General features: G+C 74.1%; 23 protein-coding genes. 14 read left to right on the plus strand and 9 right to left on the minus strand.

Annotation, left to right across the window (positions count from 1 at the left end; all coding sequences use genetic code 11):
* Positions 1 to 114 precede the first annotated feature (114 nt).
* Positions 115 to 1,680 (plus strand): FAD-dependent oxidoreductase, encoded by a 1,566-nt coding sequence (locus tag J7W19_RS01860; protein ID WP_210455249.1) that lies wholly within the window; start codon positions 115 to 117, stop codon positions 1,678 to 1,680.
* Between the two features lie 94 nt (positions 1,681 to 1,774).
* On the opposite strand, the gene J7W19_RS01865 is transcribed toward J7W19_RS01860, so the two are convergent.
* The 4 genes from J7W19_RS01865 to J7W19_RS01880 all read right to left on the minus strand — a co-directional run bounded on the left by J7W19_RS01865 (position 1,775) and on the right by J7W19_RS01880 (position 7,115).
* The gene (locus tag J7W19_RS01865) at positions 1,775 to 3,034 is read right to left on the minus strand and encodes a serine hydrolase domain-containing protein (RefSeq protein WP_078588283.1); all 1,260 of its coding nucleotides are present in this window, start codon (positions 3,032 to 3,034) and stop codon (positions 1,775 to 1,777) included.
* 134 nt (positions 3,035 to 3,168) lie between these two features.
* Positions 3,169 to 3,948 carry an SDR family NAD(P)-dependent oxidoreductase gene (locus tag J7W19_RS01870; RefSeq protein WP_004955217.1) on the minus strand — a complete coding sequence of 260 codons (780 nt, stop codon included), beginning with the start codon at positions 3,946 to 3,948 and terminating at the stop codon, positions 3,169 to 3,171.
* Positions 3,949 to 3,987: 39 nt separating this feature from the next.
* On the minus strand, positions 3,988 to 6,375 hold the full coding sequence (locus J7W19_RS01875; RefSeq protein WP_004955216.1) for a glycoside hydrolase family 65 protein: 2,388 nt from the start codon (positions 6,373 to 6,375) through the stop codon (positions 3,988 to 3,990).
* Positions 6,372 to 7,115 (minus strand): HAD family hydrolase, encoded by a 744-nt coding sequence (locus J7W19_RS01880; protein WP_004955213.1) that lies wholly within the window; start codon positions 7,113 to 7,115, stop codon positions 6,372 to 6,374. Before J7W19_RS01880 ends, J7W19_RS01875 begins: the two co-directional genes overlap by 4 nt.
* A 365-nt stretch (positions 7,116 to 7,480) precedes the next feature.
* On the opposite strand from J7W19_RS01880, the gene J7W19_RS01885 reads away from it, so the two are divergent.
* The 8 genes from J7W19_RS01885 to J7W19_RS01920 all read left to right on the plus strand — a co-directional run bounded on the left by J7W19_RS01885 (position 7,481) and on the right by J7W19_RS01920 (position 14,630).
* Complete coding sequence (locus J7W19_RS01885; protein ID WP_004955210.1) at positions 7,481 to 8,320, plus strand: SDR family oxidoreductase; 840 nt, start codon at positions 7,481 to 7,483, stop codon at positions 8,318 to 8,320.
* A 190-nt stretch (positions 8,321 to 8,510) separates the two neighbouring features.
* On the plus strand, positions 8,511 to 8,738 hold the full coding sequence (locus J7W19_RS01890) for a hypothetical protein (protein WP_004955207.1): 228 nt from the start codon (positions 8,511 to 8,513) through the stop codon (positions 8,736 to 8,738).
* A 128-nt stretch (positions 8,739 to 8,866) separates the two neighbouring features.
* Positions 8,867 to 9,664 carry a class I SAM-dependent methyltransferase gene (locus tag J7W19_RS01895; protein ID WP_004955205.1) on the plus strand — a complete coding sequence of 266 codons (798 nt, stop codon included), beginning with the start codon at positions 8,867 to 8,869 and terminating at the stop codon, positions 9,662 to 9,664.
* 93 nt (positions 9,665 to 9,757) lie between these two features.
* Complete coding sequence (locus J7W19_RS01900; protein ID WP_152265710.1) at positions 9,758 to 10,846, plus strand: glutamate--cysteine ligase; 1,089 nt, start codon at positions 9,758 to 9,760, stop codon at positions 10,844 to 10,846.
* A gap of 159 nt (positions 10,847 to 11,005) precedes the next feature.
* Complete coding sequence (locus tag J7W19_RS01905; RefSeq protein WP_004942105.1) at positions 11,006 to 11,875, plus strand: MetQ/NlpA family ABC transporter substrate-binding protein; 870 nt, start codon at positions 11,006 to 11,008, stop codon at positions 11,873 to 11,875.
* Positions 11,876 to 11,880: 5 nt separating this feature from the next.
* A complete protein-coding gene (locus tag J7W19_RS01910) occupies positions 11,881 to 12,918 on the plus strand; it encodes a methionine ABC transporter ATP-binding protein (RefSeq protein ID WP_004942104.1) in 1,038 nt (345 codons plus the stop codon).
* Positions 12,908 to 13,570 (plus strand): methionine ABC transporter permease, encoded by a 663-nt coding sequence (locus tag J7W19_RS01915; protein WP_004942101.1) that lies wholly within the window; start codon positions 12,908 to 12,910, stop codon positions 13,568 to 13,570. The genes J7W19_RS01910 and J7W19_RS01915 overlap by 11 nt, the downstream gene beginning before the upstream one ends.
* A 64-nt stretch (positions 13,571 to 13,634) precedes the next feature.
* Positions 13,635 to 14,630, plus strand: a complete 996-nt coding sequence (locus tag J7W19_RS01920; RefSeq protein ID WP_004942099.1) for a CapA family protein — start codon at positions 13,635 to 13,637, stop codon at positions 14,628 to 14,630.
* A 112-nt stretch (positions 14,631 to 14,742) separates the two neighbouring features.
* Here J7W19_RS01920 and J7W19_RS01925 read toward each other — a convergent pair whose 3' ends face one another.
* The gene (locus J7W19_RS01925; RefSeq protein ID WP_004942098.1) at positions 14,743 to 16,317 is read right to left on the minus strand and encodes an adenosine deaminase family protein; all 1,575 of its coding nucleotides are present in this window, start codon (positions 16,315 to 16,317) and stop codon (positions 14,743 to 14,745) included.
* A 325-nt stretch (positions 16,318 to 16,642) separates the two neighbouring features.
* On the opposite strand from J7W19_RS01925, the gene J7W19_RS01930 reads away from it, so the two are divergent.
* Positions 16,643 to 16,930, plus strand: a complete 288-nt coding sequence (locus J7W19_RS01930; protein ID WP_004942096.1) for a DUF1876 domain-containing protein — start codon at positions 16,643 to 16,645, stop codon at positions 16,928 to 16,930.
* Positions 16,931 to 17,136: 206 nt separating this feature from the next.
* Here the strand turns inward: J7W19_RS01930 and ftsH are convergent, their stop codons facing one another.
* Positions 17,137 to 19,044: an ATP-dependent zinc metalloprotease FtsH gene (gene ftsH, locus J7W19_RS01935; protein WP_040888855.1), complete on the minus strand. Its 1,908-nt coding sequence runs from the start codon at positions 19,042 to 19,044 to the stop codon at positions 17,137 to 17,139.
* 331 nt (positions 19,045 to 19,375) lie between these two features.
* On the opposite strand from ftsH, the gene J7W19_RS01940 reads away from it, so the two are divergent.
* Positions 19,376 to 19,768, plus strand: a complete 393-nt coding sequence (locus J7W19_RS01940) for a hypothetical protein (protein ID WP_004942093.1) — start codon at positions 19,376 to 19,378, stop codon at positions 19,766 to 19,768.
* A gap of 60 nt (positions 19,769 to 19,828) precedes the next feature.
* Positions 19,829 to 20,374 carry a hypothetical protein gene (locus J7W19_RS01945; protein WP_004942091.1) on the plus strand — a complete coding sequence of 182 codons (546 nt, stop codon included), beginning with the start codon at positions 19,829 to 19,831 and terminating at the stop codon, positions 20,372 to 20,374.
* 28 nt (positions 20,375 to 20,402) lie between these two features.
* Here the strand turns inward: J7W19_RS01945 and J7W19_RS01950 are convergent, their stop codons facing one another.
* The gene (locus J7W19_RS01950; protein WP_004942090.1) at positions 20,403 to 21,488 is read right to left on the minus strand and encodes a branched-chain amino acid aminotransferase; all 1,086 of its coding nucleotides are present in this window, start codon (positions 21,486 to 21,488) and stop codon (positions 20,403 to 20,405) included.
* Positions 21,489 to 21,543: 55 nt separating this feature from the next.
* Positions 21,544 to 23,061, minus strand: coding sequence for a M28 family peptidase (locus J7W19_RS01955; protein WP_004942087.1), 1,518 nt, complete (start codon positions 23,059 to 23,061; stop codon positions 21,544 to 21,546).
* 550 nt (positions 23,062 to 23,611) lie between these two features.
* Here J7W19_RS01955 and J7W19_RS01960 point away from each other — a divergent pair.
* Together J7W19_RS01960 and J7W19_RS01965 are read left to right on the plus strand one after the other, a co-directional pair.
* Positions 23,612 to 24,151 carry a DUF4232 domain-containing protein gene (locus J7W19_RS01960; RefSeq protein ID WP_004942085.1) on the plus strand — a complete coding sequence of 180 codons (540 nt, stop codon included), beginning with the start codon at positions 23,612 to 23,614 and terminating at the stop codon, positions 24,149 to 24,151.
* Positions 24,152 to 24,478: 327 nt separating this feature from the next.
* Positions 24,479 to 25,351, plus strand: coding sequence for an isocitrate lyase/PEP mutase family protein (locus J7W19_RS01965; RefSeq protein ID WP_004942082.1), 873 nt, complete (start codon positions 24,479 to 24,481; stop codon positions 25,349 to 25,351).
* A 43-nt stretch (positions 25,352 to 25,394) separates the two neighbouring features.
* On the opposite strand, the gene J7W19_RS01970 is transcribed toward J7W19_RS01965, so the two are convergent.
* The gene (locus J7W19_RS01970) at positions 25,395 to 26,564 is read right to left on the minus strand and encodes an aromatic acid exporter family protein (RefSeq protein ID WP_004942080.1); all 1,170 of its coding nucleotides are present in this window, start codon (positions 26,562 to 26,564) and stop codon (positions 25,395 to 25,397) included.
* Between the last annotated feature and the right edge of the window lie 112 nt (positions 26,565 to 26,676).

The raw sequence follows: 26,676 nt of genomic DNA on the forward strand, positions 1-26,676 counted from the left end.
TCCCGGGTTCCCCCGCGGCGCACGGCGAAACGGGTGCGCGGGCGGGTCGGCCGAACGGACGAACCGCGGACACGGGCCCGGGTACGCCCACCGCGCGGGGGAATCCGTTCCCCCATGGCACACCCTTCCGGCCCCTCCGGCCCGCTCCTGCGCGGTGAACCCGAGTCGTACTGGCTGTCCACCGCTCCCGCCTCCCCGGACTCCGCGTACCCCCCGCTCACCGGCACCGGGACCGATGTCGACGTGGCCGTGATCGGCGGCGGCGTCGCCGGGCTCAGCACCGCGTGGGAACTGGCCCGCGCCGGGCGGTCCGTGGCCGTCCTGGAGGCGGGCCGGATCGCCGCCGGGGTGACGGGCCACACCACCGCCAAGGTCACCGCCCTGCACGGCCTGGTCTACGCCCGGCTGCGGCGCACCCGCGGCCCGGAGGGCGCGCGGCTGTACGCGCGGTCGCAGGCGGAGGCGGTCGAGCGCGTCGCGGAGGTGGCGGCTCTGCTGGAGGCCGACTGCGAGCTGGAACGCCGGCCGGCCTTCACCTATGTGACCCGCCCGGAGGGCCGCGGCGAGGTCCGCGAAGAGGCCAACGCGGCGGCGCAGGCCGGGCTCGACGCCACGTACGTCGAACGGACCGGCCTGCCGTACCGGGTGGAGGCGGCCGTACGGCTCGACGACCAACTCCAGTTCCACCCGCGCAAATACCTGCTCGCCCTCGCCCGGGACCTGGTCGCGCGCGGCGGCGCCCTCCACGAGCACACCCGGGTCACCGGCCTGGACGAGGGCACGCCCTGCCGGGTGACGACCGCGGACGGCGCCGTGCTCACCGCCCGGGACGTGGTGGTCGCCACCCACTACCCGGTCTTCGACCGGGCCCTGCTGTTCGCCCGGCTGTCGCCGCGCCGGGAACTGGTGGTCACCGGCACCGTGCCCGCCGACCGGGACCCGGGCGGCATGTACATCACCTCCGAGGGCGGTACGCGGTCCGTCCGCAGCGCGCCTTACGGTGACGGGCGGCGGCTGCTCATCGTCACCGGAGAGAGCTTCAAACCCGGCACCGCCGACGTCGCCGCCCGCTTCGAGCGGCTGGCCGCCTGGGCCCGCGAGCGCTTCCCCTCGATCGCGTTCGACCGGCACTGGGCGACCCAGGACAACGACTCCACCGACACCGTGCCCCTGGTCGGCGCCTTCCACCCGCGCGCCCGCCACACGTGGGTCGCCACCGGCTTCGGCGGCTGGGGCATGAGCGGCAGCGTCATGGCGGGCCGGCTGCTCACCGAACTGATCGGCGGCCGGCGCCCGCCGTGGGCCGACCTGTACGACCCGCGCCGGCTGTGGACCCAGGTCCGCGAGGCCCCCGCCTTCCTCCGGCACCAGACCGAGGTCGCCCGGCACTTCGTCGGCGACCGGCTCCGGCCGGGCGGCGCGGACGCCGTCGCCGGCATCGCCCCCGGCACGGGCGAGGTGGTGCGGGTCCACGGTCGCCACTGCGCGGTGTACCGCGACGAGGACGGCACCGCGCACGCGGTGTCCGCCCGCTGCACACACCTGGGGTGCCTCGTCGCCTTCAACGCGGCGGAACGTGCGTGGGAGTGCCCCTGCCACGGCTCGCGCTTCGCGCCCGACGGGGCGGTGCTCCAGGGCCCGGCGGTGCGGCCGTTGGAACGGCGGGAGGTCGGGGAGTGAGGTTGCCCCGGTCCCTCCCCCAGAGGGGGCACCCCCATTCACCGTTTCCTGGGGGCTGCGCCCCCAGACCCCGCTTATCGCGGCCCCGCCGCCGCTAGTCCTTCCCCTTCGTCACCGCGTCCGCTATGCGGAGGGTCATCTTCATCTGGGTCTGGTCGCGGTGCGTGGGGTTGAAGGAGTACACGAGCCGCCGCTGCTGATCGCGGGTGGCGACCATCGCCGAGTTGTAGCCGTACCGCTCACCGGTCTTGCCCCAGAACGTCACCCCGTTCACCGTGACTGTCTGCAGTCCTGCGCTGTAGCGGGCCGGACCGCCGTCCGTCATGCGCACGTTCTCAGGGGGCAGCGTGAACATCCTCTCCAGCTGGGCCGCGGGCAGCAGCCGGCCGGAGAAGAGCGCGGAGAGGAAGCGGTCCAGGTCCCCGGTCGTGGAGATCATCTCTCCCTCGCCCCAGGCTTCCGTCTGGTCGTACTCCGTGGCGTCCCGCAGCGTGCCGTCGGACATCGCCAGGTAGCCGTGGACGTGCGGCCCGTGGATCGTGGGATCGTTCCCGGGCACGGACGTCCGGGTGAGGTGGAGGGGGCGGAGGATCCGCCTGCCTATCTCCTCCCCGTAGGAGCGGCCGGTCACTTTCTCGACCACCATGGCGGCCAGCACGTAATTGATCCCCCGGTACTCCTGCTTGGTGCCCGGCTCGAATCTCATCGGCCCATGGCTCACCAGGGACACCAGCCGCCGCGGCGTCCACCGGTCGTAGCGGTGCTGGAGGACCTTCTCGGGGGTGGAGAGGTCCGGGACGTCCGGGCCGCTCTCCGCCGGCAGACCGCTGGTGTGGTTCAGCAACTGGGTGATCGTGATCGGGGGAAAGCCGGCGGGCAGGACACCCGGCAGGTAGCGCTGGACCGGGGCGTCGAGGTCCACCTTGTGCTCCGCGGCCAGTTGCAGCACCACCGTGGCGACGAAGACCTTGGTGATGCTGCCGATCCGGAACGTGTCCTCCTGCCGTACGGGACGCTTCGTCCGGAGGTCCGCCACGCCCGACGTCCCGTACCAGCGCCCGGCCGAGCCCTCGACTCTCACCTGCGCGGCCGTGGCCTGCGGGTCGTCGAGGTGCGCGATGGCCGCGCGGAGGGCCTGGGTGTCCAGCGGCGGCACCGCCGGCCCCCGGGCAGGGGCGGGGGCCGCGGCGGCCCCTGTGTCGGCCGCGGCCAGAGCGGCCGGCGCTCCCGCGGTCAGGAGCAGCGAACCGGCCAGCGCGGCCCCGGCGATGACCCTTCGGCGGCGGAACGGCTTCGAGGACGCGCGCGATGCGGAGAAATCCGGCGAAGAAGGCGTGGCGGAAGAGGAATTCATGTGGTCCATGCTTCTCCGCCGGCGCCCGCCCGACATCCGGGCCTTCCCCCACTTCGCCCCTGACGCCACCCTGAGAAAAAATCCGGCGCCCCCTCAGGGTCGCCCCTGAGAGGGCGCCGCCCCGCGCACCGGGCTCAGTGCACCGAGAACCCTCCGTCCACGAACACCGACTGCCCGGTCACGTACGCCGAAGCCCGGCTCGCCAGGAAGACCACCGCCCCCGCGAAGTCCTCGGCGATCCCGTTGCGCCCGGTGAGGGTGCGGGCGGCGAGCGCGGCGACCTTCTCCGGGTCGGAGGAGAGGCGTTCGTTGAGCGGGGTCATGACGAAGCCGGGAACGAGGGTGTTGCAGGTGACGCCGTACGGCGACCACGCCTCGGCCTGGGAGCGCGCGAGGGATTCCAGGGCGCCCTTGGAGACGCCGTAGGCGCCGCTCTGCACGAACGCCCGGTGCGCCTGCTGCGAGGTGACGTGGATGATCCGCCCGTAGCCGCGCTCGGCCATGCCCGGCCCGAAGCGCTGTCCGAGCAGGAAGGGGGCCTCCAGGTTGACCGACAGGGTGGCGTCCCACACGTCCTCCCCCAACTCGGCCATCGGCGGACGCAGGTTGACGCCCGCGCTGTTGACGAGGATGTCGGGCTCGCCGAACGCACGGGCGGCCTCCTCCGCGGCGGCGCGGACGCCGTCCCGGGTGCCGAGGTCGGCGCTGACCCGCGCCGCCCGGCCCCCGTGTGCCGCTATCTCGCGCACGGTGTCGTCGAGTTCGGCCTCTCTGCGGGCCACCACGACGACGCTCGCCCCGGCCCGGGCCAGGGCCACCGCCATGGCCCGGCCGATGCCGGAGCTGCCGCCCGTGACGACGGCGACCCGCCCGTCCAGCGAGAACAGTTCGGAAAGGTAATCGGTTGCACTCATGAGCGCACCCTAGGGTGCACCCCACCAGTCCCACCAGCCTCACCGGTACCCGGGCGGCGCCTCCGACTCGGCGTGGGCGACCGCCCGGCGCCGCGCCGGACTGCGGCCCGCGGGCTGTTCCGGCGCGGGCCGGGCGGGCAGCTTCGGCACCTCGCGGGACTCCGGCGCGTCGGGGGTGACCGTCAGCTGCTCCCCGCAGTGCCGGATGTCCAGGGCGTCGCCCTCGAGGAGGGTGTACGTGGCCGTGGTGCCCGTGATCTCCACCCGCAGCCTGCGTCCCCTGACCTGGAGCGTGAAGGCGAGCCGGCCCAGCTGCTCGGGCAGCCGGGGCGCGAAGGCGAGCGCGTCACCGTGGTCGCGCATCCCGCCGAACCCCATGACCAGGGCGAACCAGGTGCCCGCGAGGGAGGCGATGTGTATTCCGTCGCGGGTGTTCCCCTCCAGGTCGGAGAGGTCCATCATGACCGCCTCGCCCAGGTAGTCGTAGGCGAGCCGCATATGGCCCGTCTCGGCGGCCATCACCGCCTGCCCGCAGGCGGACAGCGAGGAGTCGCGGACCGTCAGCGCCTCGTAGTAGGCGAAGTTGCGCGCCTTCTGCTCGTCGGTGAAGGCGTCGCCGCGCAGGCACATGGCGAGGACGAGGTCCGCCTGCTTGACGACCTGCTTGCGGTAGAGGTCGAAATACGGGAAGTGCAGCATCAGCGGGTACTGGTCCTCGCCCGTCCGCGCGAAGTCCCACATCTGGTGGCCGGTGAACCCCGCCGACTGCTCGTGGACGCCCAGTTCCTTGTTGTACGGCAGGGTCATCCGGTGGGCCGCGTCGCGCCAGGCGGCGGTCTCCTCGTCGTCGACGCCGAGGGTCCCGGCCGCGTCCGGATGGCGTTCTGCCGCCGCGGCGGCTGCCCGCAGGTTCTGCTGCGCCATCAGGTTCGTGTACAGGTTGTCGTCGCAGACGGCGCTGTACTCGTCGGGGCCGGTCACCCCGTCGATGTGGAAGTCGCCATGGTGGTCGTGGTGGCCCAGCGAGCGCCAGAGCCGCGCGGTCTCGACGAGCAGCGGCAGTCCGATCTCCCGCTCGAAGTCCTCGTCGTCGGTGGCGGAGACGTACCGCACCACCGCGTCCGCGATGTCGGCGTTGACGTGGAACGCGGCCGTGCCGGCCGGCCAGTAGGCCGAGCACTCGTCGCCGTTGATGGTCCGCCAGGGGAACGCGGCACCGCGCAGCCCCAGTTGGCGGGCGCGTTCCTGCGCGGCGGGCATGGTGCTGTGGCGCCAGCGCAGCGCCTGTTCGACGGCCTGCGGGGCGGTGTAGGTGAGCGCCGGGAGGACGAAGGTCTCGGTGTCCCAGAAGCAGTGGCCGTCGTAGCCGGGTCCGGTGAGGCCCTTGGCGGGCAGGGCGCGGGCCTCGCCGCGGGCGCCGGCCTGGAGGACGTGGAAGAGGGCGAACCGGACGGCCTGCTGGATCTCGGCGTCCCCGTCCACCTCCACGTCGGCGCGGGCCCAGAAGTTGTCGAGGTAGGTGCGCTGCTCCTGGAGCAGCCCGCGCCAGCCGGTGCTGACGGCGCCGGCGAGCGCGGCGTCCACCTGGTCGTGCAGGGCGGAGACGGAGCGGACGGCCGACCAGCCGTGGGAGACGAACTTCTCCACCCGCAGCCGCTGTCCCGAGCCGAGCCGCGCGGCCACGGTGAGCCGGCTGAGGTTCTCGCTGCTCTCCGACGACATCTCGGTCTTCTCGGGCCCGTCCACGACGTGGTCCGCCGAGACGGCGATCTTCAGGTCGCTGCGGGCGGTGCGGTGCAGCAACCGCAGCCGTGCGCCCTGGGCGGCGGTCTGCTCCGGGACGAGCGGGTCCTTGAGGCGGGACGCCGTCCGCGGGTCACCGCCGAGGTCGGGCATCTCCTCGTTGGCCACCAGCTCCGACTGGACGACGATCCGCACGTCGCCGTCGAGGGGTTCCACCTCGAACGCCACCGCCGCCACCGCGCGCTGGGTGAACGAGACCAGCCGGGTGGAGCGGACGCGGACGCTCCGGCCGCTGGGCGACGTCCACTCGGCGGTGCGGTGCAGCAGGCCGGTGCGGAAGTCCAGGACCCGTTCGTGCCGGTGCAGCCGGCCGTAACGGAGGTCGAACGGCTCGTCGTCGACGAGCAGCCGGATCACCTTGCCGTTGGTGACGTTGATGACCGTCTGGCCGGATTCCGGATAGCCGTAGCCGGCCTCGGCGTAGGGCAGCGGGCGGAACTCGAAGACGCCGTTGAGGTAGCTGCCCGGCAGCCCGTGCGGCTCGCCCTCGTCCAGGTTGCCGCGCCAGCCGATGTGCCCGTTGGACAGCGCGAAGACCGATTCGCTCTGGGAGAGCACCCCGAGGTTGAGTTCGGTCTCGCGGAGGCACCACGGCTCGACGAGAAAGGCCGGATGAGTGATCACGCTGTCTCCCCCAGAAGGTCGGAAAGGTCGTCCACGACGACGTCCGCGCCGTGCCGGCGCAGCGCCTCGGCCTGGTCCGCCCGGTTGACGCCCACGACGTGGCCGAACTTCCCGGAACGGCCGGCCTCCATGCCGGCCAGGGCGTCCTCGAAGACCGCGGCCTCGGCCGGTGTCACCCCGAGCGCCTCGGCGGCGGCGAGGAAGGTGTCGGGGTGCGGTTTGCCCGGCAGGTGCCGTTCGGCGGCGACGATGCCGTCGATCCGTACCTCGAACAGGTCCTCGATACCCGCCGCGACGAGGACGTCGCGGCAGTTGGCGCTGGACGAGACGACGGCCCGGCGCAGCCCGGCCGCCCGGACGGCCTCGACGTACCGCACCGATCCCGGGTAGGGCTGGACGCCCTCCTTCTTGATCTTCGCCAGGACCAGGGCGTTCTTGCGGTTGCCGAGACCGTGCACGGTCTCCCGGTCCGGCGGGTCGTCGTCGCTCCCCTCGGGCAGGGTGATGCCGCGGGAGGCCAGGAAGGTCCGGACGCCGTCGGCCCTGGGCATGCCGTCCACGTACGCGTCGTAGTCGGCGGCCTTGTCGAACGGCCGGAAGTCCGGTCCGTCGCGCTGGGCCAGGAACGCGTCGAACATCTCCTTCCAGGCCGCGGCGTGGACGGTCGCCGTCCGGGTGAGGACGCCGTCCAGGTCGAAGAGGCAGGCGCGGACGGTGGCGGGCAGGCCGAGAGCGGTCACGGTGTTTCCCCTTTCCCTGGTCGCGGCACCGCCTGCCCACGGAGGGGGCGAATCACTCGTTCGCTCGCGCGGGGCGACGGTTCCGTCGAGGCGGTCTGCCCCGTCGGAGGGCTGTTGACGCCCCGGGCGCGTCGGCGGTCGTCCGCGCTCCTGAGTGCCCCCTCGCGCGCCGTGCGCCATCCGGTGGCACCGGCGGCCCGCCTCTCGCCGCCGCCGCGGCGGACCGGCGACGCTGGGGCCGGCGCCGGCCGTCGCCGGTGCGCATCCGGCCCGTCCGGCCGGGTACGCGGAGCCGGTACCGAGAAGATCCCCGGACACCCCCGCGTGCCCTCCCCCGAGGGCCGAGCGCGGAGCGAGGAGGCACGATGACCCGGCCGGCACAGCAGCAGGAGGTCCCCGGCGTCGAGAAGGAGCTGCGGCCCCGGGCCGACCACGGCGAGGAGGGCTACCAGGGGTCGGGGCGGCTGAAGGGGAAGGTGGCGGTGGTCACCGGCGGGGACAGCGGCATCGGCAAGGCCGTGGCCATCGCCTACGCCCGGGAGGGCGCCGACGTCCTCGTCTCCTACCTGGACGAGCACGAGGACGCCCGGGACACCGCGCGCTGGGTGGAGGAGGCCGGGCGGCGGGCCGTGCTGGTCCCCGGCGACCTCGCCCGGCCCGAGCACTGCCGGGCGGTGGTCGCCCAGGCCGTCGAGGAGTTCGGCCGGATCGACGTGCTGGTCTCGAACGCTGCGTTCCAGATGACCCACGGGACGCTGGAGGAGATCTCGGACGAGGAGTGGGACCGTACCCTCGCCACCAACCTCAGCGCGATGTTCCACCTGTGCAAGGCCGCGCTGCCGCACATGGACGCCGGTGCCTCGATCATCGGCAGCAGCTCGGTGAACTCCGACATGCCCGTGCCGACGCTGCTGCCGTACGACGTCACCAAGGCGGGCGTCGCCAACTTCTGCGCCGCCCTCGCCCAGCTCGTCGGCGAGCGCGGCATCCGCGTCAACAGCGTGGCGCCCGGCCCGATCTGGACGCCGCTGATCCCCTCCACCATGCCGCCGGAGCAGGTGGAGCACTTCGGCGAGCAGACCCCGCTGGGCCGCCCCGGGCAGCCCGCCGAGGTGGCGCCCGTCTACGTCCTGCTCGCCTCCGACGAGGGCAGCTACATCTCCGGCGCCCGCGTCGCGGTGACCGGCGGGAAGCCCATCCTGTGAGCGCGGCGCCCGGCGGCTGGAAACCAGCCGCACGGCAAGACGGAGGCGTGGCACATCCTGTACGCCGGGGCGTACGCCGGGGTGCGGGAGGACGCGGACCGGGGGGGGCGCTGCTGAGGCAGGACGTCGACGCGGTGCTGCGCCGGATCCCGTCCGCGCCGGGGAGACGGCGTACGCGCCGGGCGGCACCGTGCACAGCTTCGGGCCCGGCGTCCTCGTCCACCAGATCGAGCAGACCTCGGGCGTCCGGCAGCACGCCGTGCGCCACCGGATGGAGGACGGCGCGCCGCTCTCCGACGTCGAGCGGCTGCCGGACGGTCTCGACCGGGACGTCCGCGCGCCCCTGCGGGCGGCGGGCCGTCCGCCGGAGGCGGTGGCCGCGCTGGTCGCGTCGGGTCCGGATCCCGCGGCGGACTGAGGGGCGCCGGACCGGTTCCGTCAGCGCGTACGCCACGCGACACGCGGGCAGGAACGTGCCTGCGCGACGCCGACCGCGGAACGCGGTGCCATGGCCGGGGGAACGGGACAGGAGAGGGGTGGTGCCGGATGTCCGTGCCGTTCGCGGGGTCCGGTCCGGTGCGGGTGCTGGAGGTGGAAAGCGCCGCCTACCGGCGGGCGTTCGAGCTCTTCCTGGCCGGGACGGACGAGAAGGAGGACATCGAGGCGCGCCTGGTCCGCCTCGTCGAGGGGCTCGGGCGGCGCCGGGTGTTCCTGGACGTCGGCGCGGGCGAGGGCCGGACCACCGCCCGGCTGGCGCCGTACTTCGAGCGGACGGTCGCCGTCGAGCCCAGCGCGGCCATGCGGGAGGCGCTGCGCCGGACGTGTCCGGGCGCCGCCGTGCTGGCGGAGCCCGTCGACGGTGCCGAGCCCGGGGTCCGGGCGGATCTGGTCCTCGTCTCGCACGTGCTGTACTACCTGCCCGAGGAGGAGTGGCCCGGCATCCTCGACCGGGTCTTCGGCTGGACGGCGCCCGGCGGCACGCTCCTCGTCCTGCTGCAGGATCCGGACAACGCGTGCATGCGCATGGTCCGGCATTTCACCGGGGCCCGGTTCGACCTCCGGACCGCCGCCCGGCGGCTGGTGGCGCGGCAGGCGGGGCGGGTGGCTGACTGGTCCGTGGAGACGGTCGGGAACGCGTACCGGACGGCCGATCCGCGCGAGGCCCTGGCCACCGCCGAGTTCATGATCAACGTGCCCGGGCTGAAGGACCTCGACCCGCTTCCCTCCCGTGCCGGTCTCGCCGCCTACGTGGACGAGCACTTCGCCCGGCCGGACGGTACGTACGCCATCGGCCACACCCATGACGTCGTGCGGATCCGCCGCGCGCCGGATCCGGCCGGCTGAGAGCGGTCCCGGTCCGGTCGGCGCAACCTCGCCCGACCTGGGTATACGGGCTCCGAACGACAAGCGGAACCCTGGGAAGGGGCGGATGGCGGCATGCGGAGCGTAGGAGTGGAAGAGGAGCTCCTCCTGGTGGATCCGGACAGCGGGGAGCCGCGGGCCGTGGCCGGGACGGTGCTGGCCCTGGAGGATCTGGCCCGGGGCGACGATCCGGAGCTGGAGAAGGAGCTCCAGCGGGAGCAGTTGGAGACGGCCACCCGGCCGACGAAGGACATGACGGACCTGGCGGCCGAGGTGCGGCGGCGGCGTGCCACGGCCGTCGAACGGGCCGGGGCCGTCGGCGCCGCGGTGGCGGCCCTGGCCACCTCGCCGCTGCCGGTGGACCCTTCGCTGAGCGCGGGCCGGCGCTACCGGCGGGTGGCGGAGGAGTTCGGGCTCACGGCCCAGGAGCAGCTGACCTGTGGCTGCCACGTGCATGTGAGCGTCGAGTCGGACGAGGAGGGGGTGGCGGTCCTGGACCGGATCCGCCCCTGGCTGGCCCCTCTGCTCGCGCTCAGCGCCAACTCCCCCTTCTGGCAGGGCCACGACAGCGGCTACAGCAGCTACCGCAGCCAGGTGTGGGGGCGTTGGCCGTCGGCCGGCCCGGTGGAGGTGTTCGGCGGTCCGGAGCGGTACCACGCCCACGTACGGCAGTTGCTCGACACACGGACACTGCTCGACAAGGGCATGATCTATTTCGACGCGCGGTTGTCGCGGAACTACCCCACCGTGGAGATCCGGGTGTCCGACGTGTGCCTGGACCCGGACGACACGGTGCTGGTGGCGGCCCTGGCCCGGGGCCTGGTGGACACGGCGGCCCGCGACTGGCGGGCCGGCCGGCCGCCGGAGCCGGTCTCCGTGGGGCTGCTGCGGCTGGCGTCCTGGCGGGCGTCGAGGTCGGGCGTCGCGGACGGCCTGGTGCACCCGCTGGAGTGGACGCCGGCCCCGGCGGAGACGGTGGTGCGGGCGCTGGTGGAGCATGTCCGCGACGCGCTCGCGGACTCCGGCGACCTCGCCCTGGTGGAGGAGTCGCTGGCGCGCCTGCTCGCCCGGGGCGGCGGCGCGGACCTCCAGCGCGCGGCCCTGGCCCGTACGGGCGAGCTGCGGTCGGTCGTCGAGGAGGCGGTCGAGCGCACGGCGTCCTGAGGGCCACGCTCGCCAGGCGACCTTCGTTTCATTGCAAGGAAGTGAATCCTTCCTTTCATGACCAGGCCATTCCGGGTTTCGCTCCTACGATCACCAGCAACCTGCCGGTGATCTTCCGACGAACCGGCCCTGTATCGCCACCACCCGGGATGAGCCCTCATGAAACACGTACTCCGCCGCGCCGCGGCGACCTCCGCCGCGGCCGCACTCACCGCCCTGCTGTCGGCCTGCGGCATGTCCGGCTCATCCGCCGACGGGCAGGTGCGGATCGGGGTGAACGGGGCCGACCCGGAGTGGGACGTGCTCGCCGAGGAGGCCAAGAAGGAGGGCATCGACGTCAAGATCGTCAACTTCGACGACTACCAACTGCCCAACCGCGCCCTGGCGGACGGCGACATCGAGCTCAACGCCTTCCAGCACCTGGCCTTCCTCGGCAAGTTCAACCAGCAGAACGGCACCGACATCGTGCCGCTCGCCTCCACCTCCGTCGCACCCATGGGCCTGTACTCGCTCAAGCACCGCTCGGTGGACGACATCCCCGACGGCGCCCGGATCGCGATCCCCAACGACCCGTCCAACCAGGGCCGGGCACTGCTCGTGCTCCGGGAGGCCAAGCTGATCGGTCTCAAGGAGAAGGCCGGCATCTACGGCACGCCGGACGACGTCACCGACAACCCCAAGCACCTCGAGCTCACCCCGGTCGACGCCCAGCAGACGCCGCGCGCCCTGAAGGACACCGCGGCCTCCGTCATCAACGCCGGTGTCGCGGAACAGGCCGGCTACCGCGTCGAGCAGGCCGTCTTCCGAGACGACCCGGAGAGCGCCGCCACCCGCCCGTACGTGAACGTCATCGCGGCGCGGGCGAAGGACAAGGACGACGCGACGCTGCGCAAGGTCGTCCGGCTCTACCGGTCGGCCAAGGTCCAGGCGGCCGTGCGGAAGTCCGGCAAGGGCGCGCGCTACGTGGTGGACATCCCGCCCGCCGCGCTGGAGAAGGAGCTCGACCGCCTCACCGGGCAGGGGAGCTGACGGCCGTGATCGAACTGCGGGACGTCCGCAAGACCTATCCGGGCAAGCACGGAACGGAGTTCGCGGCGGTCGACGGGGTCTCCCTGACGGCCGCCGAGGGCACCGTCCTGGGCGTCGTCGGGCACAGCGGCGCCGGGAAGAGCACCCTGCTGCGGCTCGTCAACCACCTCGAAGTCCCCACCGCGGGGCGGGTGCTGGTCGGCGGACGGGACCTCACGGCCCTCGACGAGCGGGGGCGCCGGGCCGTCCGGCGCTCCATCGGGATGGTCTTCCAGCACGTCAACCTGTTCCGTTCGCGTACGGTCCTCGGCAACGTCGCCTACCCGCTGCGGCTGGCCGGCACCCCGCGCGCCGAGGCGCGCCGGCGGGCCCTGGAGGTGCTGCGCTTCGTCGGCCTGGAGGACCGGGCGCGGCACTGGCCGGAGCAGTTGTCGGGCGGCCAGCGGCAGCGCGTCGGCGTCGCCCGGGCCCTGGCCACGTCGCCGAAGGTGCTGCTGTGCGACGAGGCGACCTCGGCCCTGGACCCGCAGACGACCCGGGAGGTACTGGAGCTGCTGCGGCGCGTCAACACCGAACTGGGCGTCACCGTCGTCCTCATCACCCATGAGATGGACGTGGTCCGCTTCCTGTGCGACCAGGTGGCCGTGATGTCGGAGGGCCGGGTGGTGGAGAGCGGCGAGGTGTACGAGGTGTTCGCCCGGCCTCGGCACCCCGTCACCAAGGTGTTCGTCCGCTCCGCGCTCGGGGACCCGCCCGAGGGCGAGGCGCTGGAACGGCTGCGCGGCCGGCACACCGGGCGGCTGATCACCGTCCCGGTGGCGCGGGACGTACCCGCCGCGCAGCATTTGTCGCGCCTGTTGCGCGAGCACCGGGTGGACTTCACGATCGCCCATGCCGGCGTCGGCGAGGTGCGCGACGCCGCGCTCGGCAGCGTGACCCTCGAACTGCGCGGCGAGGAAGGGGACGTGGACGCGTTCGTGGCGGCGCTGGACGCCGTCCGGACCGACCGGGCGGGGGAGAAGGTGGGCGCCGATGCACGCTGACTGGAGCGTCTTCTGGCCCAAGGTGGTCGACGCGACCGGCGAGACGGTCTACATGGTGCTGGTCACGCTGGCGCTGTCGGCGGTGCTCGGCATGGCCGTCGGGCTCACCCTCTACGCCACGCGCAAGGGCGGGGTGCTGCCCAACCGGCTGGTCTTCGCCGTGCTCAACACGCTGGTGAACATCGTCCGGCCGGTGCCGTTCGTCATCGCGATCGTCGCGCTGTCCCCGGTGACGCGCGGGGTGGTGGGCACGATGATCGGGACGGACGCGGCGGTCTTCCCGATGGTCGTCGTGGCGACGTTCGGCGTCGCCCGGATCGTCGAGACGAACCTGCTGTCCGTGGAGTCCGGGGTGATCGAGGCCGCCCGGTCGATGGGCGCGGGCCCGCTGCGGATCCTGCTCACCGTGCTGGTGCCGGAGGCCCTCGGACCGCTCGTTCTCGGCTTCACGTTCATGCTCGTCGCGCTGATCGACTTCTCGGCGGTGGCCGGGACGGTCGGCGGCGGCGGGGTGGGCCACCTGGCCATGACCTACGGCTACCTGCGGTTCGACACCTCGGTGATGGTCGTGGCGGTGGCGGTGCTGATCGCGCTGGTCCAGGTCGCGCAACTGCTGGGCAACGCGCTGGCGCGCAAGGTGCTCCGGCGCTGAGTCCGCCGCCGCTTGCCGGGCGCCGGGCCCCGGCCGAGACTGAAGGGAGCGGGAGGTAACGCCGGTGACCGTGACCGTGGCCCTGGCCGGGGACACCATGCTGGGACGCGGCGTCGCCGAACGACTGGCGGCGGCGCCCGCGCCGGAGACCCTGGTCTCCCCCGGAGTGCGGGAGGCCCTGGCCGAGGCCGACCTCTTCGTCCTCAACCTGGAGTGCTGCGTCTCCGCGCGCGGCGAGCCGTGGCCGGCGCCGGGCAAGCCCTTCTTCTTCCGGGCCCCGCCGGTGGCCGCGCGGGTCCTGGCCCGCCTCGGGGTGGACTGCGTCAACCTGGCCAACAACCACGCCCTCGACTACGGCGCCGACGCGCTGGGAGACACCCGGGACCTGCTGGGCGAGGCGGGGATCGCGGTGGTCGGCGCCGGCCCGGACGAGGCCGGGGCCCGGGCGCCCGCCCTGCTGGAGGCGCGCGGCCTGCGGATCGCGGTGCTCGGCGCCACCGACCACCCGGAGGACTTCGCCGCCGCCCCGGACTGCCCCGGCGTCGCCTGGGCCGACCTCCACCACGGCCTGCCCGGCTGGCTCCACGACGCGGTGGCGGACGCCGCCGGGCAGGCCGACGCGGTCCTCGTCACCCCGCACTGGGGGCCCAACATGACCTCCGCCCCGCCCGGCTACGTCCGCGAGGCCGCCACCCGGCTGCACACGGCGGGCGCCGCGCTCGTCGCCGGCCACTCGGCCCACGTCTTCCACGGCGCCGGCCGGCGGACCCTGTACGACATGGGCGACTTCGTCGACGACTACGCCGTGGACCCCGTCCTCCGCAACGACCTCGGGCTTCTCTTCCTCGTCACCTTCGACGGCCCCGCCCCGGTCCGCCTGCGGGCCGTCCCCCTCCAGCTCGGCTACGGCCACACGGAACTCGCCTCGGAGGGCGGCCGGGCCTGGATCCACCACCGTTTCTCCCGGGCCTCGGCGGACCTGGGTACGCAGGTGGCCCTGGCGGAGGACGGCCGACTGGTGGCCGACTGGGGGCAGCCGATCAGCCCGTCCGGCGTCTGAGGGCAACCGCGCGCGAAGCGCGGTTTCGGGGGTCTGGGGCGGAGCCCCCAGGAATCGGCGAAGGGGTGGGGCTGGGGCACAGCCCGCCGCAGGCGCCCCCACCCGCACCTCACTACCGCACCGCCCCCGGAAGCCGCGCGACCCGCTCCTCGAACCGAGCGAAGGCCACCTCCTGCTTCCACTGCACCGCCGCCTTCGCACTCCCCGCCAGCAAGGCGGCGCAAGCGGCCCGGGGGCCCGGGCCCCCGGGCCGCTCACGGGCGCACGGCTCCGCGAGCACAAAGCCGCCCCGGTCCCGCCACAGGCTCCGCCCGGGCAGGAACCCGTACTCCAACGACGTCCGGGCCAGATCCTTGAGCGCCCGGTAGCCCAGCCGGTGGGCGGTGACCGCCCGTTCGTACTCGGCCGTGATGTCACTCCGTTCCACCCCCGCGTCGTCCGTCGCGAGAGCCACGGGCACCCCGTGCTCCCGGTAGAGCGCGAAGGGGTGCCGGCGCCCCGCCACCCCGAGGATCTGGGCATTGCTGACCAGCGGGATCTCCACCAGGATCCGCCGCGCCGCCATCGTCTCCAGCAACTCGCGCGAGGCGTCCTCCCACCCGATGTCCACCCCGTGCCCGATCCGCTGGGCATGGCCGGTCAGCACGGCCTGGCGGATGTGCGACCGCAGGTCCTCCGGCCCGACCAGACCGGGCACCAGCTCGCCGGCGTGCAGGGTGACGGGGACGCGCGGGTACCAGGCGTGCAGCCGGTGCAGCATGCGCATGTGCAGCCCGTAGTCCCGCAGGGCGACGGCGCCGTCCTCGGGCGAGACCAGGTTGACGGAGACGAACCGCCGGTCCCGCCGGGCGAGTTCGAAGCCGAGCAGCAGCTCGGTGAAGACCTGCTCGGGGGCGGCGGAGCGGTCGACCTGGGTGATGAAGCGGATCTCCAGCCCGCAGCCGGGGCGGGGCCGCCGCGTCCCGCAGCGAGAGGCGGCGCGGAACTCGGCGGCGGACCGGTCCATGGCGGCCCGGGCCCGGGCGACCAGCCGGCCGAGCCCGTCCCCGGCGAGCAGCCGGCCGCGCAGCCGGCCGAGGTCCGGGTCGAAGCCGGCCCGCGCGGCGAGCGCGGCCACCCCAGCGGTGGCGTGGGTGACCATGGTCTCCAGGTAGAACTGGTGCTGTGCGGCGGCCCGGTCGGCCACTTCGCTCAGCAGCCGGCCCATGTGCCCGATCTCCACGGGCTCGAACTTCTCGAAGGTGGCGAAGAAGTGGTCGTGCCCGGACTCGCGGCCGGGCCGGAAGTCCTGCATGGACCAGGCGCGGACGAGGTGCCGGTGGAACGCCCGGTCGGCGTGGACGTCGGCGGCCGGTCTGCCGCCCGCCGGGCAGGGCGGCGGCACGGCCCGCAGCCGTTCCTTCTCGATGCACAGTCCGTCCCGCGCGGCGAGGTCGACGAGCAGCTCGGTGCTGGCGGCGCCGCCGAGGTGGTTGTGCAGGTCGGCGCCCTTGGGCAGGGCGTGGAGGAAGGCGCGGAGGGCGCGCCGGTCGGTGCGGACGGCCTCCATGTAGGCGGCCGTGGCGGCCTCCGCCCCGGGCGGCGCCGGGTTCCGCCGGTCACGGCCCGAGGTGCCCCAGGCGGGCAGGACGGCGGCGCAGAGGACCGCGGCAAGGGTGCCGCGCAGCAGCGTACGTCGTGGGCTCACGGAACCTCCTGGCGACGGCCGTTGTCCGGGTGACGACACTGGTCTACCGTCCGGCCACCGTCGTTCACCACGGCAACGCGACATCACACGCACAACGGGCCCTTTCCCCCTGCGCAGTTGACGCCCCCGGGCACACGGCGTTGCAAGCGAACGACGCGCCTCAGGGATGGGTCACGGCCCGCCGCGGAACGGTCCGCTCCGTACAGGGGTTCGCCGCGCTGCGTACGGGAATCGTCACCGGGTGCACCCGGACCGGTCGCGGACGGTCGCGCGGGCGCGGGCGGCGGCAGAATGGAGGCGGGGGCACCCGAGCGAGGAGTGAGCCATGGAGCACACGACCGAGTGGAGGATCCGGCTGGACCTCACCGAGGACGGCGGCACCACGAAGGCCCGCGCGGTCCTTGACACCGGCGCCACCACCGTCACGGGGCAGGGCGTCGCCCGGTGCGCGCCGGGCGACCAGGACGTCCCGGTGATCGGCGACGAGTTCGCCGCGGGCCGCGCGCTGCGCGAGCTCGGGGAGCGGCTGATCGGCACGGCGGAGCGGGACGTGGCGACGCGCGGGTCGGGGCCGGAGCCGCGCCGGTCGCCGATGTACGGCTGGGAGCTCTGAGCGGCGGGCGCCGGGGCGGTCGGGCGGGGCTCCCGGCCCCGCGTTTCCCGTCCCCGTGCTTCCCGTCCCCGCGCGACGCGCGACGGGACGGCCGGACGGATCCGCCTGCTCCTCCCCAGGACGGCCGGGCAGGTCCACCCTCAGCACGCGGCAGGCCACGGGACGGCCCGGTGGGTCCTCCCACCCCGGCGAGCCCCCGCCCCCGCTCACGCACCCTCCCGTCGCAGCACGTCAAGGACCACCGCGCCGTCCACCGTCTCCTTGGCGACCAGCAGGTCCGCCAGCCGGTCGAGGGCGGTTCGGTGTGCGCGGAGCAGGCCCAGCGCGCGTTCCTCGGCCTGCCCCAGCAGCCGGGCCACTTCCTGGTCGACGATCCGCTGGGTCTGCTCCGAGTAGGGCCGCCGTTGCAGCTCCTCGGCCGTCTCGCCGAGGAGCTGCTGTCCGGGCGCGGCGTAGCCGACGGGCCCGAGCACGCTCGACAGGCCGAACTCCCGGACCATCCGGGTGGCGATGAGGGTGGCGCCCGCCAGGTCGTTGGCGGCGCCGGTCGAGCCCTCGCCGAAGACGACCAGTTCGGCGGCCCGGCCGCCGAGCCGGACGGCGAGCAGGTCGGTGAGGTAGCCCTCGCTGTACAGGTGCCGTTCCGCCTCGGGGAGTTGCTCGGTGACGCCGAGGGACACCCCGGCGGGCAGGATGGTGACCTTGGCGACGGGGTCGGCGTGCTCGCACAGGGCGGCGACGAGGGCGTGGCCCGACTCGTGGACGGCCACCGAGCGGCGCTCCTCGGGGAGCAGGGCGTTGGAGGTCTCGCGGCGGCCGAGGAGCACCCGGTCGCGGGCGGTGTCGAGGTCCTGCGCGGTGAGGACGGCGCGGTCGGCGCGGACGGCGTTGATGGCGGCCTCGTTGACGAGGTTGGCGAGGTCGGCGCCGGAGAAGCCGGGGGTGGCGCGGGCGACGGCGTCGAGGTCGACCCCCGGGTCGAGGGTCTTGCCGCGGGCGTGGACGGCGAGGATGGCCGCGCGTTCGGCCTGGTTGGGCAGCGGCACGGTGACCTGCCGGTCGAAGCGGCCGGGGCGCAGCAGGGCGGGGTCGAGGGCGTCGGGCCGGTTGGTCGCGGCGACGACGACGATGCCGCTGCTCTGGTCGAAGCCGTCCATCTCGGCGAGGAGCTGGTTGAGGGTCTGCTCGCGCTCGTCGTTGCCACCGAGCCGGGTGCCGCCGCCGCGCCGGCCGCCGACGGCGTCGATCTCGTCGATGAAGATGATGGAGGGCGCCCGTTTGCGGGCCTCCTCGAAGAGGTCGCGGACCCGGGAGGCGCCGACGCCGACGAACATCTCGACGAACGCGGAGCCGGTCACCGACAGGAACGGCACGTCGGCCTCGCCGGCCACGGCCCGCGCGAGGAGGGTCTTGCCGGTGCCGGGCGGCCCGACCATGATCACGCCGCGGGGCCCCTTGGCGCCGGCCCGGGCGTACCGTTCGGGGCTGCGCAGGAAGTCGACGACCTCGCCGATCTCCTGTTTGACGCCCTCGTAGCCGGCCACGTCGGCGAAGCCGGTGGTGGGCCGCTCGGCCTCGATGATCTTGGCGCGGGAGCGGCCGATGGCGCTGATGCCGCCGGTCAGCGAGCCGGCGGCGCGCCGGGCGCCCCAGAGGAAGAACGCGCCCAGGAACAGCAGGGGCAGGAAGGCCAGCAGGACGGAGAGCCAGGGGCTGCCCTGGCCGCTGCGGGACGCGGTGATCTCCACGTGCTGCGCCTGGAGCCGCTGTTCGAGCTGACCGGCGCCGAGGGCGGTCGGCAGCTGGGAGGTGAACTCGGTGCCGTCCTTGAGCCGGCCGGTCACGGTGCCCTTGTCGCCGATGTCGACGCTGCGCACCTGCCCGGCGTCCACCTTGGCGACGAAGTCGCTGTAGGACTCCGCGCGGGGCTCTCGGCCGGGCAGGCCGCGGGCGAGCAGGATGACGACCACGAACAGCACCAGCACGAAGGCCAGCACCCAGCGGCCCCAGCCGGGCCTGGGCGGCGGCGGGGGGCGCCGGGGCGGCTCGGGCGGGGGCCCGGGCCGCCCGGGCGGCGCCAGGTGCCGGTGCGGCAGCCGAATGCGTGTGATCACGGACCGCTCTCCCTCGCGGGGCGGCGCCGTGGCACCGCCCCAGTCGTCCCAGTCGTCCCGGCCGACGTCGTCCCGGTCGACCCGATCCTCCTGGTCATCCCATTCGTCCAGGATCGGGGATCGAGGCCCCACCCGGCAGAGCCGAACGGGGTCGCACTGGGCCACTCGGGGCATGCGCCCCTGCTCAGGGGGGTACCCGGCCCGGGGCCGCGGGTGGTCCGCCACGGACGGACCCGCCCCGAGTGCCGCGCGGCCGGCCGGCTCGTACGGTCGAGCCGGGGGACGGCGCGGCGGCAGCGGCCGACGACGGCACGACGCAAAGGAGTTCCCGGTGACCAACCCGGACAGCGCGGATCACGTCAGCGTCCATCTGACCGGCTGCGGCCGGGAGACCGCCGACGCGGTCATCGCCGCCCTGGACGCCGCCTTCCCCACCTCCCCCGGCACCGTCATCGCCGAGCGGAGCGGGGGCCGGGGGACGGCGCCGGGCAAGCCCGTCGTCTGGTGCACGGTGGTCGACACCCGGGCCCGCCGCCCGCGCACCGACCCCGCCCCGGTGCCGCTCGACGCCCCCGTCACCGTGGACCTGTTCGGCGCCGCGCAGCCGGTGCGCCAGGTGCAGGAGGAACTGGCCGGGGCCTTCGGGGTGGAGGACCACGGCACCGTGCCGGGCGAGCACGAGCTGGAGGTCCGCCTCGTCCTGACGCCGGTCACCGGCGCCTGAGCGCCTGAGCGTCCGAGCGCCCGAACACCGAGGGCCGCGGACCCCGTACCGTACGGTGCTATGGCACAGCAGACGGTTCCCGAGCACCTCCCCCCGCCCCCGCCCACCCGGCGCCCCCGCCGGACCCTCCCCCTCCTCCTCGCGTCGGCGGCCGTCTGCTCCCTCCTCCTGACGTCCTGCGGCACCGACCCCGGCCCCCGCGACGACCACCGGCGCCCGGGCACGGCGGGCGACCCGGCCCCCGGCGACGACGGCGCGTACGACGCCGAGGACGGCGGGGCCGGCGAGGACGCCGGGGACGACGAGGACGAGGCGTACGACGACGCCGATGACGACGGCGACGACGCCCTCGACGCCGCCGAGGACGACGAGGCGGCGGACCCGGACGACGACGGTGCGGAGGACGAGGAGGAGACCTCCGAGTCCGCCTACGACGACGGCTTCGACACCGGCCAGGACGTCCTGGAGGCCGGCGGCAAGGGCTCGGCCGTCCGCGAGGTCGTCTGGGGCGGCTGCGAAAAACGCGCCCGCGAGGCCGGCACCGCCTACCCGGACTCCTGGACGCGCGGCTGCCGCAAGGGAGTGCAGACCTTCCGCGACCGCTGAGCCCGCCCCGGCGCGGGCGCGCTGAGGGTCAGAGCACTCGCCGCAGCCAGCCGTGGCGGTCTTCCGCGCGGCCGAACTGGATGTCCAGGACGCGCTCGCGCAGGGTCAGGGTCTTCTTGCCGGGGGTGCCGTCGGCGATGGGGAAGGTGTGGGCGTCGCTCTTGAAGCCGACCACGGGGGTGATGACGGCGGCCGTGCCGGCGGCGAAGACCTCGGTGACGCGGCCGTCGGCGGCGGAGGTGCGGAGTTCGTCGAAGGTGACGGTCCGTTCGACGGGGGTGAGGCCGAGGTCGGGGGCGAGGGTGAGGACGGTGTCGCGGGTGACGCCCTCCAGGATGGTGCCGAGGGACGGGGTGACGAGTTCGTCGTCGGAGGTGATCAGGCAGAGGTTCATGGTGCCCGATTCCTCCAGGGTGCCCCGGCCCGCGCTGTCCAGGTACAGCACCTGGTCGCAGCCGTGGTCCCGGGCCTCCAGTTGGGCGGCCAGGCCGGCGGCGTAGTTGCCGCCGCACTTGGCGGCGCCGGTGCCGCCCGGGGCGGCGCGGGTGTAGCGGCCGCTGATCCAGAGGGTGACGCCGGTGACGCCGGAGGGGAAGTACGGGCCCGCCGGGCTCGCGATCACCGAGTAGCGCGCCTCGGCGGCGGGGCGTACGCCGAGGAACGCCTCGGAGGCGAACAGGAAGGGCCGCAGGTAGAGGCTCTCCTCGCCGGTGGGGACGGGCACCCACGCCGCGTCGGCCCGGACCAGTTCCTCGACGCTCGCGAGGAAGTCCTCCTCGGGCAGTTCGGGCAGGGCCAGCCGACGGGCGGAGCGGATGAAGCGGCGGGCGTTGGCCTCCGGGCGGAACAGCCAGACGCTGCCGTCGGGGTGCCGGTACGCCTTCAGCCCCTCGAAGATCTCCTGGGCGTAGTGCAGGACGGCGGTGCTGGGGTGCAGGGTGAACGGGGCGAGCGGGCCGATGCCGCGGTCGTGCCAGCCCGCGTCCGCCGTCCAGGTGGCAGTGGCCATGTGGTCCGTGAAGTACCGGCCGAAGCCCGGGGCCGCGAGCCGGGCGGCCCGCTCGGCCTCGGGGACGGGACGGGTGGTCCGGGTCAGGGGGAAGGCGGTGCTCATGGCCGGCTCCTCACGCTGGGCGGTCCCGTCATCGTAAGCGCCCGAGACGCGTGGCTCACCGGCCGCGGGCCGTGCCGACGTCGGAGACGTCGACGGCGAAGCGGGCGGTCGCCCAGGCCATCGCGTCACCGAACTGGCCGAGGATGGTCCGGTCGAGGTGGGAGAGCGTGTCGCAGGTCTGGTGGTAGCAGGGGTCGGTGAGTTCGCCCGCGGTGCCGCCGAACAGCCGCTGCCATTCGGGGGACTTGAGGTGGTTGTATCCTGCGGAGCCGCCCCCGGCGGGGATGCCGGCGGCCATGAACGGCGCGAAGTCGGACCGGCCGTCGAACTCCAGCGGGACGGTGGGCAGGCCGCGCCGGGCGAAGCGGTCGGTGAAGACCTTCTCGACGGTGTCGGTGCCGGGCGGTACGGCGCCGGTGCCGTGGTAGACCATACGGGCGTAGTTGGGCGAGGCGATGGTCTCGAAGTTGAGGACGAGCGCGGTCTCCCGGCGCTCCCGGTCGTTCAACTGCCCGACGTAGTGCCCGGACCCGATCATGCCCTCCTCCTCGGCGCCCCAGAAGGCGAAGCGCACCCGGTTGCGGACCTCGTCCCGGTGCGGGGCGAGCCGGAGGGCGGTCTCCAGGACCATGGCCGCGCTGCTGCCGTTGTCGTTGAGGCCGGGGCCCTCGGTGGCGCTGTCCAGGTGCGAGCCGAGGACCACCGTGCGGTCGGCGCGCCCGGCGGGGGTGTCGGCGAGCAGGTTGTACGAGTCGGTGGTGACGGCCCGGCCGCGCAGGTCGAGGAAGAGGTCGACGGGTCCGCGGGCGGCGTCGGCGGCGAGCCGTTCGGCCTCGCCGCGCGGCAGGTTGGCGGTGGGGACGCGGGCGACGGCGGGTGGGCGGACGGTGGAGCGGATGTTCATCGCCGCCGGCTGCTGGTCGACATTCACCAGCAGGGCGGCGGCGCCGGCCGCGGCGGCCAGTTCGGTCTTGCGGGCCAGGTCGCAGCCGCCGTAGCGGGCGAGGACGGCGTGGCCCCGGACGTCCCCGGCGTAGTCGGCGGCGTCGCAGCCGTACGCCTTCTCCGGCAGGACGGCCAGGCGTCCGCGCCATCCGCCGTCCGGCGTGGCGGGCGAGAACCGGGCGAGCAGCGGGTGCAGGGTGCGCGGGTCGGGCCCGGTGACCTGGGCGGTCTGGGACACGGGCACGCTGTCGGGGAAGGAGAAGCGCTGGACGCGGACCTGGTAGCCGGCCTCGGTCAGCCGCCGGGTGACGTAGCGCGCCGAGGCGTCGTAGCCCGCGGTGCCGGCGGCGCGGACGCCGTCGTGGTCGTCGGCCGCGCGCTGGAACGCCTCCAGGTGGCGCCAGGCGCCGGCGGCGGTGACCTCCGCCGCCAGCCGGCCGGCCAGCCGCTCGGCGTCCGCCCGGACGGACGGCGTACGGGCGGACGCTCCGGAAACGGACGACGCGGCAGAGGCTCCGGAAGCGGGAGTGGCTCCCGGGGCGGGGGCGGCCGTGGCCACCAGGAGGGCGGCGCAGGCCAGCGCGCAGGCCGGGGCCGCCGTCCGCAAGGGCGCCCGGGTCAGGGTCACGCGCCACCGGGCGCGCGCCGGGCGGCCGGCGGCGGGGCAGGTGGCGGCCGGATCGGGGGAGGATACCGGGGGCGCCCCCTGGAGAGCGCGTCGAGCCGTCCTTCGCATCATCCGTCGCAAGAGCATCTGGAGTCCCCCGAGTACTCGTCCGGCCTGAACCGCGTGTGGCGGGGCAGCCTAACGCGCCCGCTGGGGCGCGCAAGGGGCCGAGCGGCGGTTTCGGGCCGATGTCCGGCCGGGCCGTTCGGCCCGTCCGGCCGGGCCGAACGGCCCCCGTACGCCCTCCATTTCGCCGATTGACCGCCTTTGAAGGGGGCGATGAGAATCGGAACGCCCTCCCGCCTCGCGCCCGACCGGGCGCAACCCGGCCTTTCCGGAAGGGGAAGCAGGGGGAACGACGAGGAAATCCGGGGGAAGGAAAGGGAATTCCGGCCGCCGGGGTGGCGCGTTCCCTACGCTCCGGCGCGTTCGAGGGCGCATGTGACGGGTAGGCGCAGCGAGCATGACAGCACGTGAAACTCGGGGGAACACTCAAGGAAAGGAACAGCTCGTGACACGCCTCACCGCCACACGCCTCGTGAGCGTCGCCGCCGCCGCGGGGATCGCGCTCGCCGCCGCGTCCGGGACGGCGGGCGCCGCCCAGGACGGGCCGGACACCGCGTCCGGCACTCCTACGTGCGGCACTTCCGACCTGCGGATCTCGTTCGCCGAGCGGCTGGGCGGCGGGATGAACCACGCGGGCGGAACACTGGAGTTGAAGAACACCACCCAGCGGACGTGCGCGCTGCGCGGGTACCCGGGCCTGGGCCTGGCGGACTCCCAGCGCAAGGCGCTGCCCTCGCACACGGTGTGGGGCAGCACCTGGTACGCGGACGACCCGGGCAACAAGCTCATATACCTCAAGCCCGGTGAGGCCGCGCAGGCCAACGTCGCCTGGACGCACTCCGGCACGGCGGCCCGCAAGGGCACCTACCTGCTGGTGACGCCGCCCGCCGCGCGGACCCACCAGGCGGTCCCGCTCGACGATCTGGTGGACAACGGCGAGCTGCACGTCACCGCGGTGGCGCACAAGGTGCCGGTCCGCGGCTGACGTCCGGCACGACGAGGGGACCGGCCGTCCCGAGCGGTGCGGGCGCCTTTCGGCGCAAAAGCATTGCACCGCCCGGGACTTTACATTTCCCTGATTGCTCCATGACCAAGACTTGACTAACCTCCGGACCGGAAGTGAGGGGCGCCACTCCGCACCGAGCGGACCCGGGCCCCGAGCGCGCACAGCGGAGCACGCACACAGCACAGAACCCGGGGCACGCCGTTCCCCACGGCGGACACCCGGGTCCTGGTCAGCAGCGCGCGGCCGGTCCTCGGCTTGGCGGCAGCGGTCGGCGCGCGCGTTGCCCAACTCACCCCGGAGGTTACCGTGAACCACCCGAATCGGCTACGCGCCGCGATAGCGGACACCGGCACCACCCCGCTCATCGGCGTCTTCGACATGTTCTCCGCCTCCGTCGCGGCCCGGCACTACGACGGCATGTTCGTCTCCGGCTTCGGCTTCGCCGCCTCCCACTACGGCCTGCCCGACATCGGGTTCATCGCCTGGCCCGACCTCGTCGGCTTCGTCCAGCGGCTGCGCCAGGCGTTCCCCGCGCAGCACCTGCTCGTCGACATCGACGACGGCTATGTGGACCCCGAGACCGCCTGCCACGTGGTGCGGTCGCTGGAGCAGGTCGGCGCGTCCGGCGTGATCCTGGAGGACCAGAAGCGGCCCCGGCGCTGCGGGCACGTGGACGGCAAGCTGATCCTGCCGCTGGAGGAGTACCTGGAGAAGCTCGACATGGTGCTCCAGGCGCGCCGCGACATGGTCGTCGTGGCCCGCACGGACGCCACCGACGAGCCCGAGATCCTGCGCCGCGCCAAGGCGTTGGCGGCGACGGACTGCGACGTGGTCCTGGTCGACGGGGTGCGCAGCGTCGACTGGATCCGCAAGGTGCGGGACGTCATCGGCGACAAGCCGCTGCTGTTCAACCAGATCGCGGGCGGCAAGTCGCCCCGGCTGTCGCTGCCGGAGCTGTCGGAGCTGGGCGTGGACGTCGCCATCTACAGCACCCCCTGCCTGTTCGCGGCGCAGACCGCGATGGACGAGGCGCTGACCGGGCTGAAGCGGGACGACGGGCGGCTGCCCGCGTTCACGCCGGCGTCCGTCGGGGTGGCGGACTGCCTGGCGCTGCTGGAGCGGAACATCTCCCGCCACCACGACCGGGAGCACGACCGGACGCCGGTGACCGCGGGCTGACGGGGTCCCGGGGCGCCGCCGGGGAGGCGGCGCCCCGGGACCGTCAGGCGCGGGTGCTCCTGCTGCCGAACCGGCTGCGGACCACCCGCCGCCTGATCCGGTGGAGCAGCGGCCAGCGCTCCCGGGACGCCCGGGAGTGCCGGTCCAGCTCCTCCGTCAGCCGCTCGGTGCGCTTCTCGACGTCGAGTTCGTCGAGGATGCGGTCGATCTCGGCGAGCAGCGAGCCGTGCAGCTGCCACTGCCGGGGGTGCTCGCGGACCTTGTCCAGCAGCAGGTGGGCGGCCCGGTCGCGGCTCTCCCGGCCGACGGCGAGGTCCTCGACCAGCCGGGACTCGGCCTCCTCGGCGTTGGCGCTCACCTGGCTGGTGATCAGCACGGCGAAGCTCTCCAGGGCCCGGGCGAGGTGGTCCAGCACATCGGTGAGCGCGGCGGCGACGTCCTCGGGGAAGAGGGGTTCGTCGGTGCGCTCGCGCGCCAGGTCGGTCAGGGAGCGGCACATCACCCGGACCACGACGGCGGAGATCTCCAGCGCGTCCAGCCCGGTGCGCAGCACGATCCGGGAGAGCAGGCCCTCCTTGACCCGGGGGTTGAGCCGGAGGCTGTCCTCCGCCTGCCGGAGGGAGACGTCCACCTCGGCGACGTCGTGGTCGAGCCGGCGCGCCTCGTGCAGCCGGGCGGCGGCCTCCGTGACGGGGGTGGGCCGGCCGACCTCGGAGCCGAGGTGGCGGAGGAGTCCGCTTATCCGGCGCGCCAGGTCCTGGATGGCGTCGCCGGCCGGCTCGACCCAGACGGGCGGGACGAGCAGCACGTTGAAGAGGAGTCCGACGACGGCTCCGATCAGGGTCTCCAGGACCCGGTCCCAGGCGGTCTCCGTCACCCGGGTGACGCCGAGGACGAGCATGGCGCTGATCGCCACCTCGGGGACGAACTCCCCCACGTGGACGAAGCGCCCGATGACCAGCGACGCCAGGATGATCAGTCCCAGGCTCCACCAGGTGAGGCCGACCAGGACGCTGAAGCCGATGGCGATCAGGACGCCGGCGACGACGGAGTTCACCCGGCGGATGCCGGTGGTCAGAGTGGAGTACAGGGTCACCTGGACGACGAGCAGGGCGGTCAGCGGCGCGGTGAGCGGCGCCGGTTCGCTGCTGAGCGTCAGCGCCACCACGTACGCGATGACGGCGGCGGCCGTGGACCGCACCGTCTGCGCCACCGCGGGCTCTCTGCCGCGTCGGACCAGGGTCGTCAGGGATTCGGGAAGATCACGCACTGTAGACGCTTTCCCGATCACCCGCGTGGCAGACCCCCAGGTGAGGCACGCCACC

Origin of the sequence: Streptomyces mobaraensis NBRC 13819 = DSM 40847, assembly GCF_017916255.1 — a bacterium.
GTDB classification, from domain to species: Bacteria; Actinomycetota; Actinomycetes; order Streptomycetales; family Streptomycetaceae; genus Streptomyces; species Streptomyces mobaraensis.

Coding starts and splice junctions, on each gene's coding strand:
- J7W19_RS01860 (WP_210455249.1), top strand. CDS start 115: ATGGCACACCCTTCCGGCCCCTCCGGCCCGCTCCTGCGCGGTGAACCC.
- J7W19_RS01865 (WP_078588283.1), bottom strand. CDS start 3,034: ATGAATTCCTCTTCCGCCACGCCTTCTTCGCCGGATTTCTCCGCATCG.
- J7W19_RS01870 (WP_004955217.1), bottom strand. CDS start 3,948: ATGAGTGCAACCGATTACCTTTCCGAACTGTTCTCGCTGGACGGGCGG.
- J7W19_RS01885 (WP_004955210.1), top strand. CDS start 7,481: ATGACCCGGCCGGCACAGCAGCAGGAGGTCCCCGGCGTCGAGAAGGAG.
- J7W19_RS01895 (WP_004955205.1), top strand. CDS start 8,867: ATGTCCGTGCCGTTCGCGGGGTCCGGTCCGGTGCGGGTGCTGGAGGTG.
- J7W19_RS01900 (WP_152265710.1), top strand. CDS start 9,758: ATGCGGAGCGTAGGAGTGGAAGAGGAGCTCCTCCTGGTGGATCCGGAC.
- J7W19_RS01905 (WP_004942105.1), top strand. CDS start 11,006: ATGAAACACGTACTCCGCCGCGCCGCGGCGACCTCCGCCGCGGCCGCA.
- J7W19_RS01915 (WP_004942101.1), top strand. CDS start 12,908: ATGCACGCTGACTGGAGCGTCTTCTGGCCCAAGGTGGTCGACGCGACC.
- J7W19_RS01930 (WP_004942096.1), top strand. CDS start 16,643: ATGGAGCACACGACCGAGTGGAGGATCCGGCTGGACCTCACCGAGGAC.
- J7W19_RS01945 (WP_004942091.1), top strand. CDS start 19,829: ATGGCACAGCAGACGGTTCCCGAGCACCTCCCCCCGCCCCCGCCCACC.
- J7W19_RS01950 (WP_004942090.1), bottom strand. CDS start 21,488: ATGAGCACCGCCTTCCCCCTGACCCGGACCACCCGTCCCGTCCCCGAG.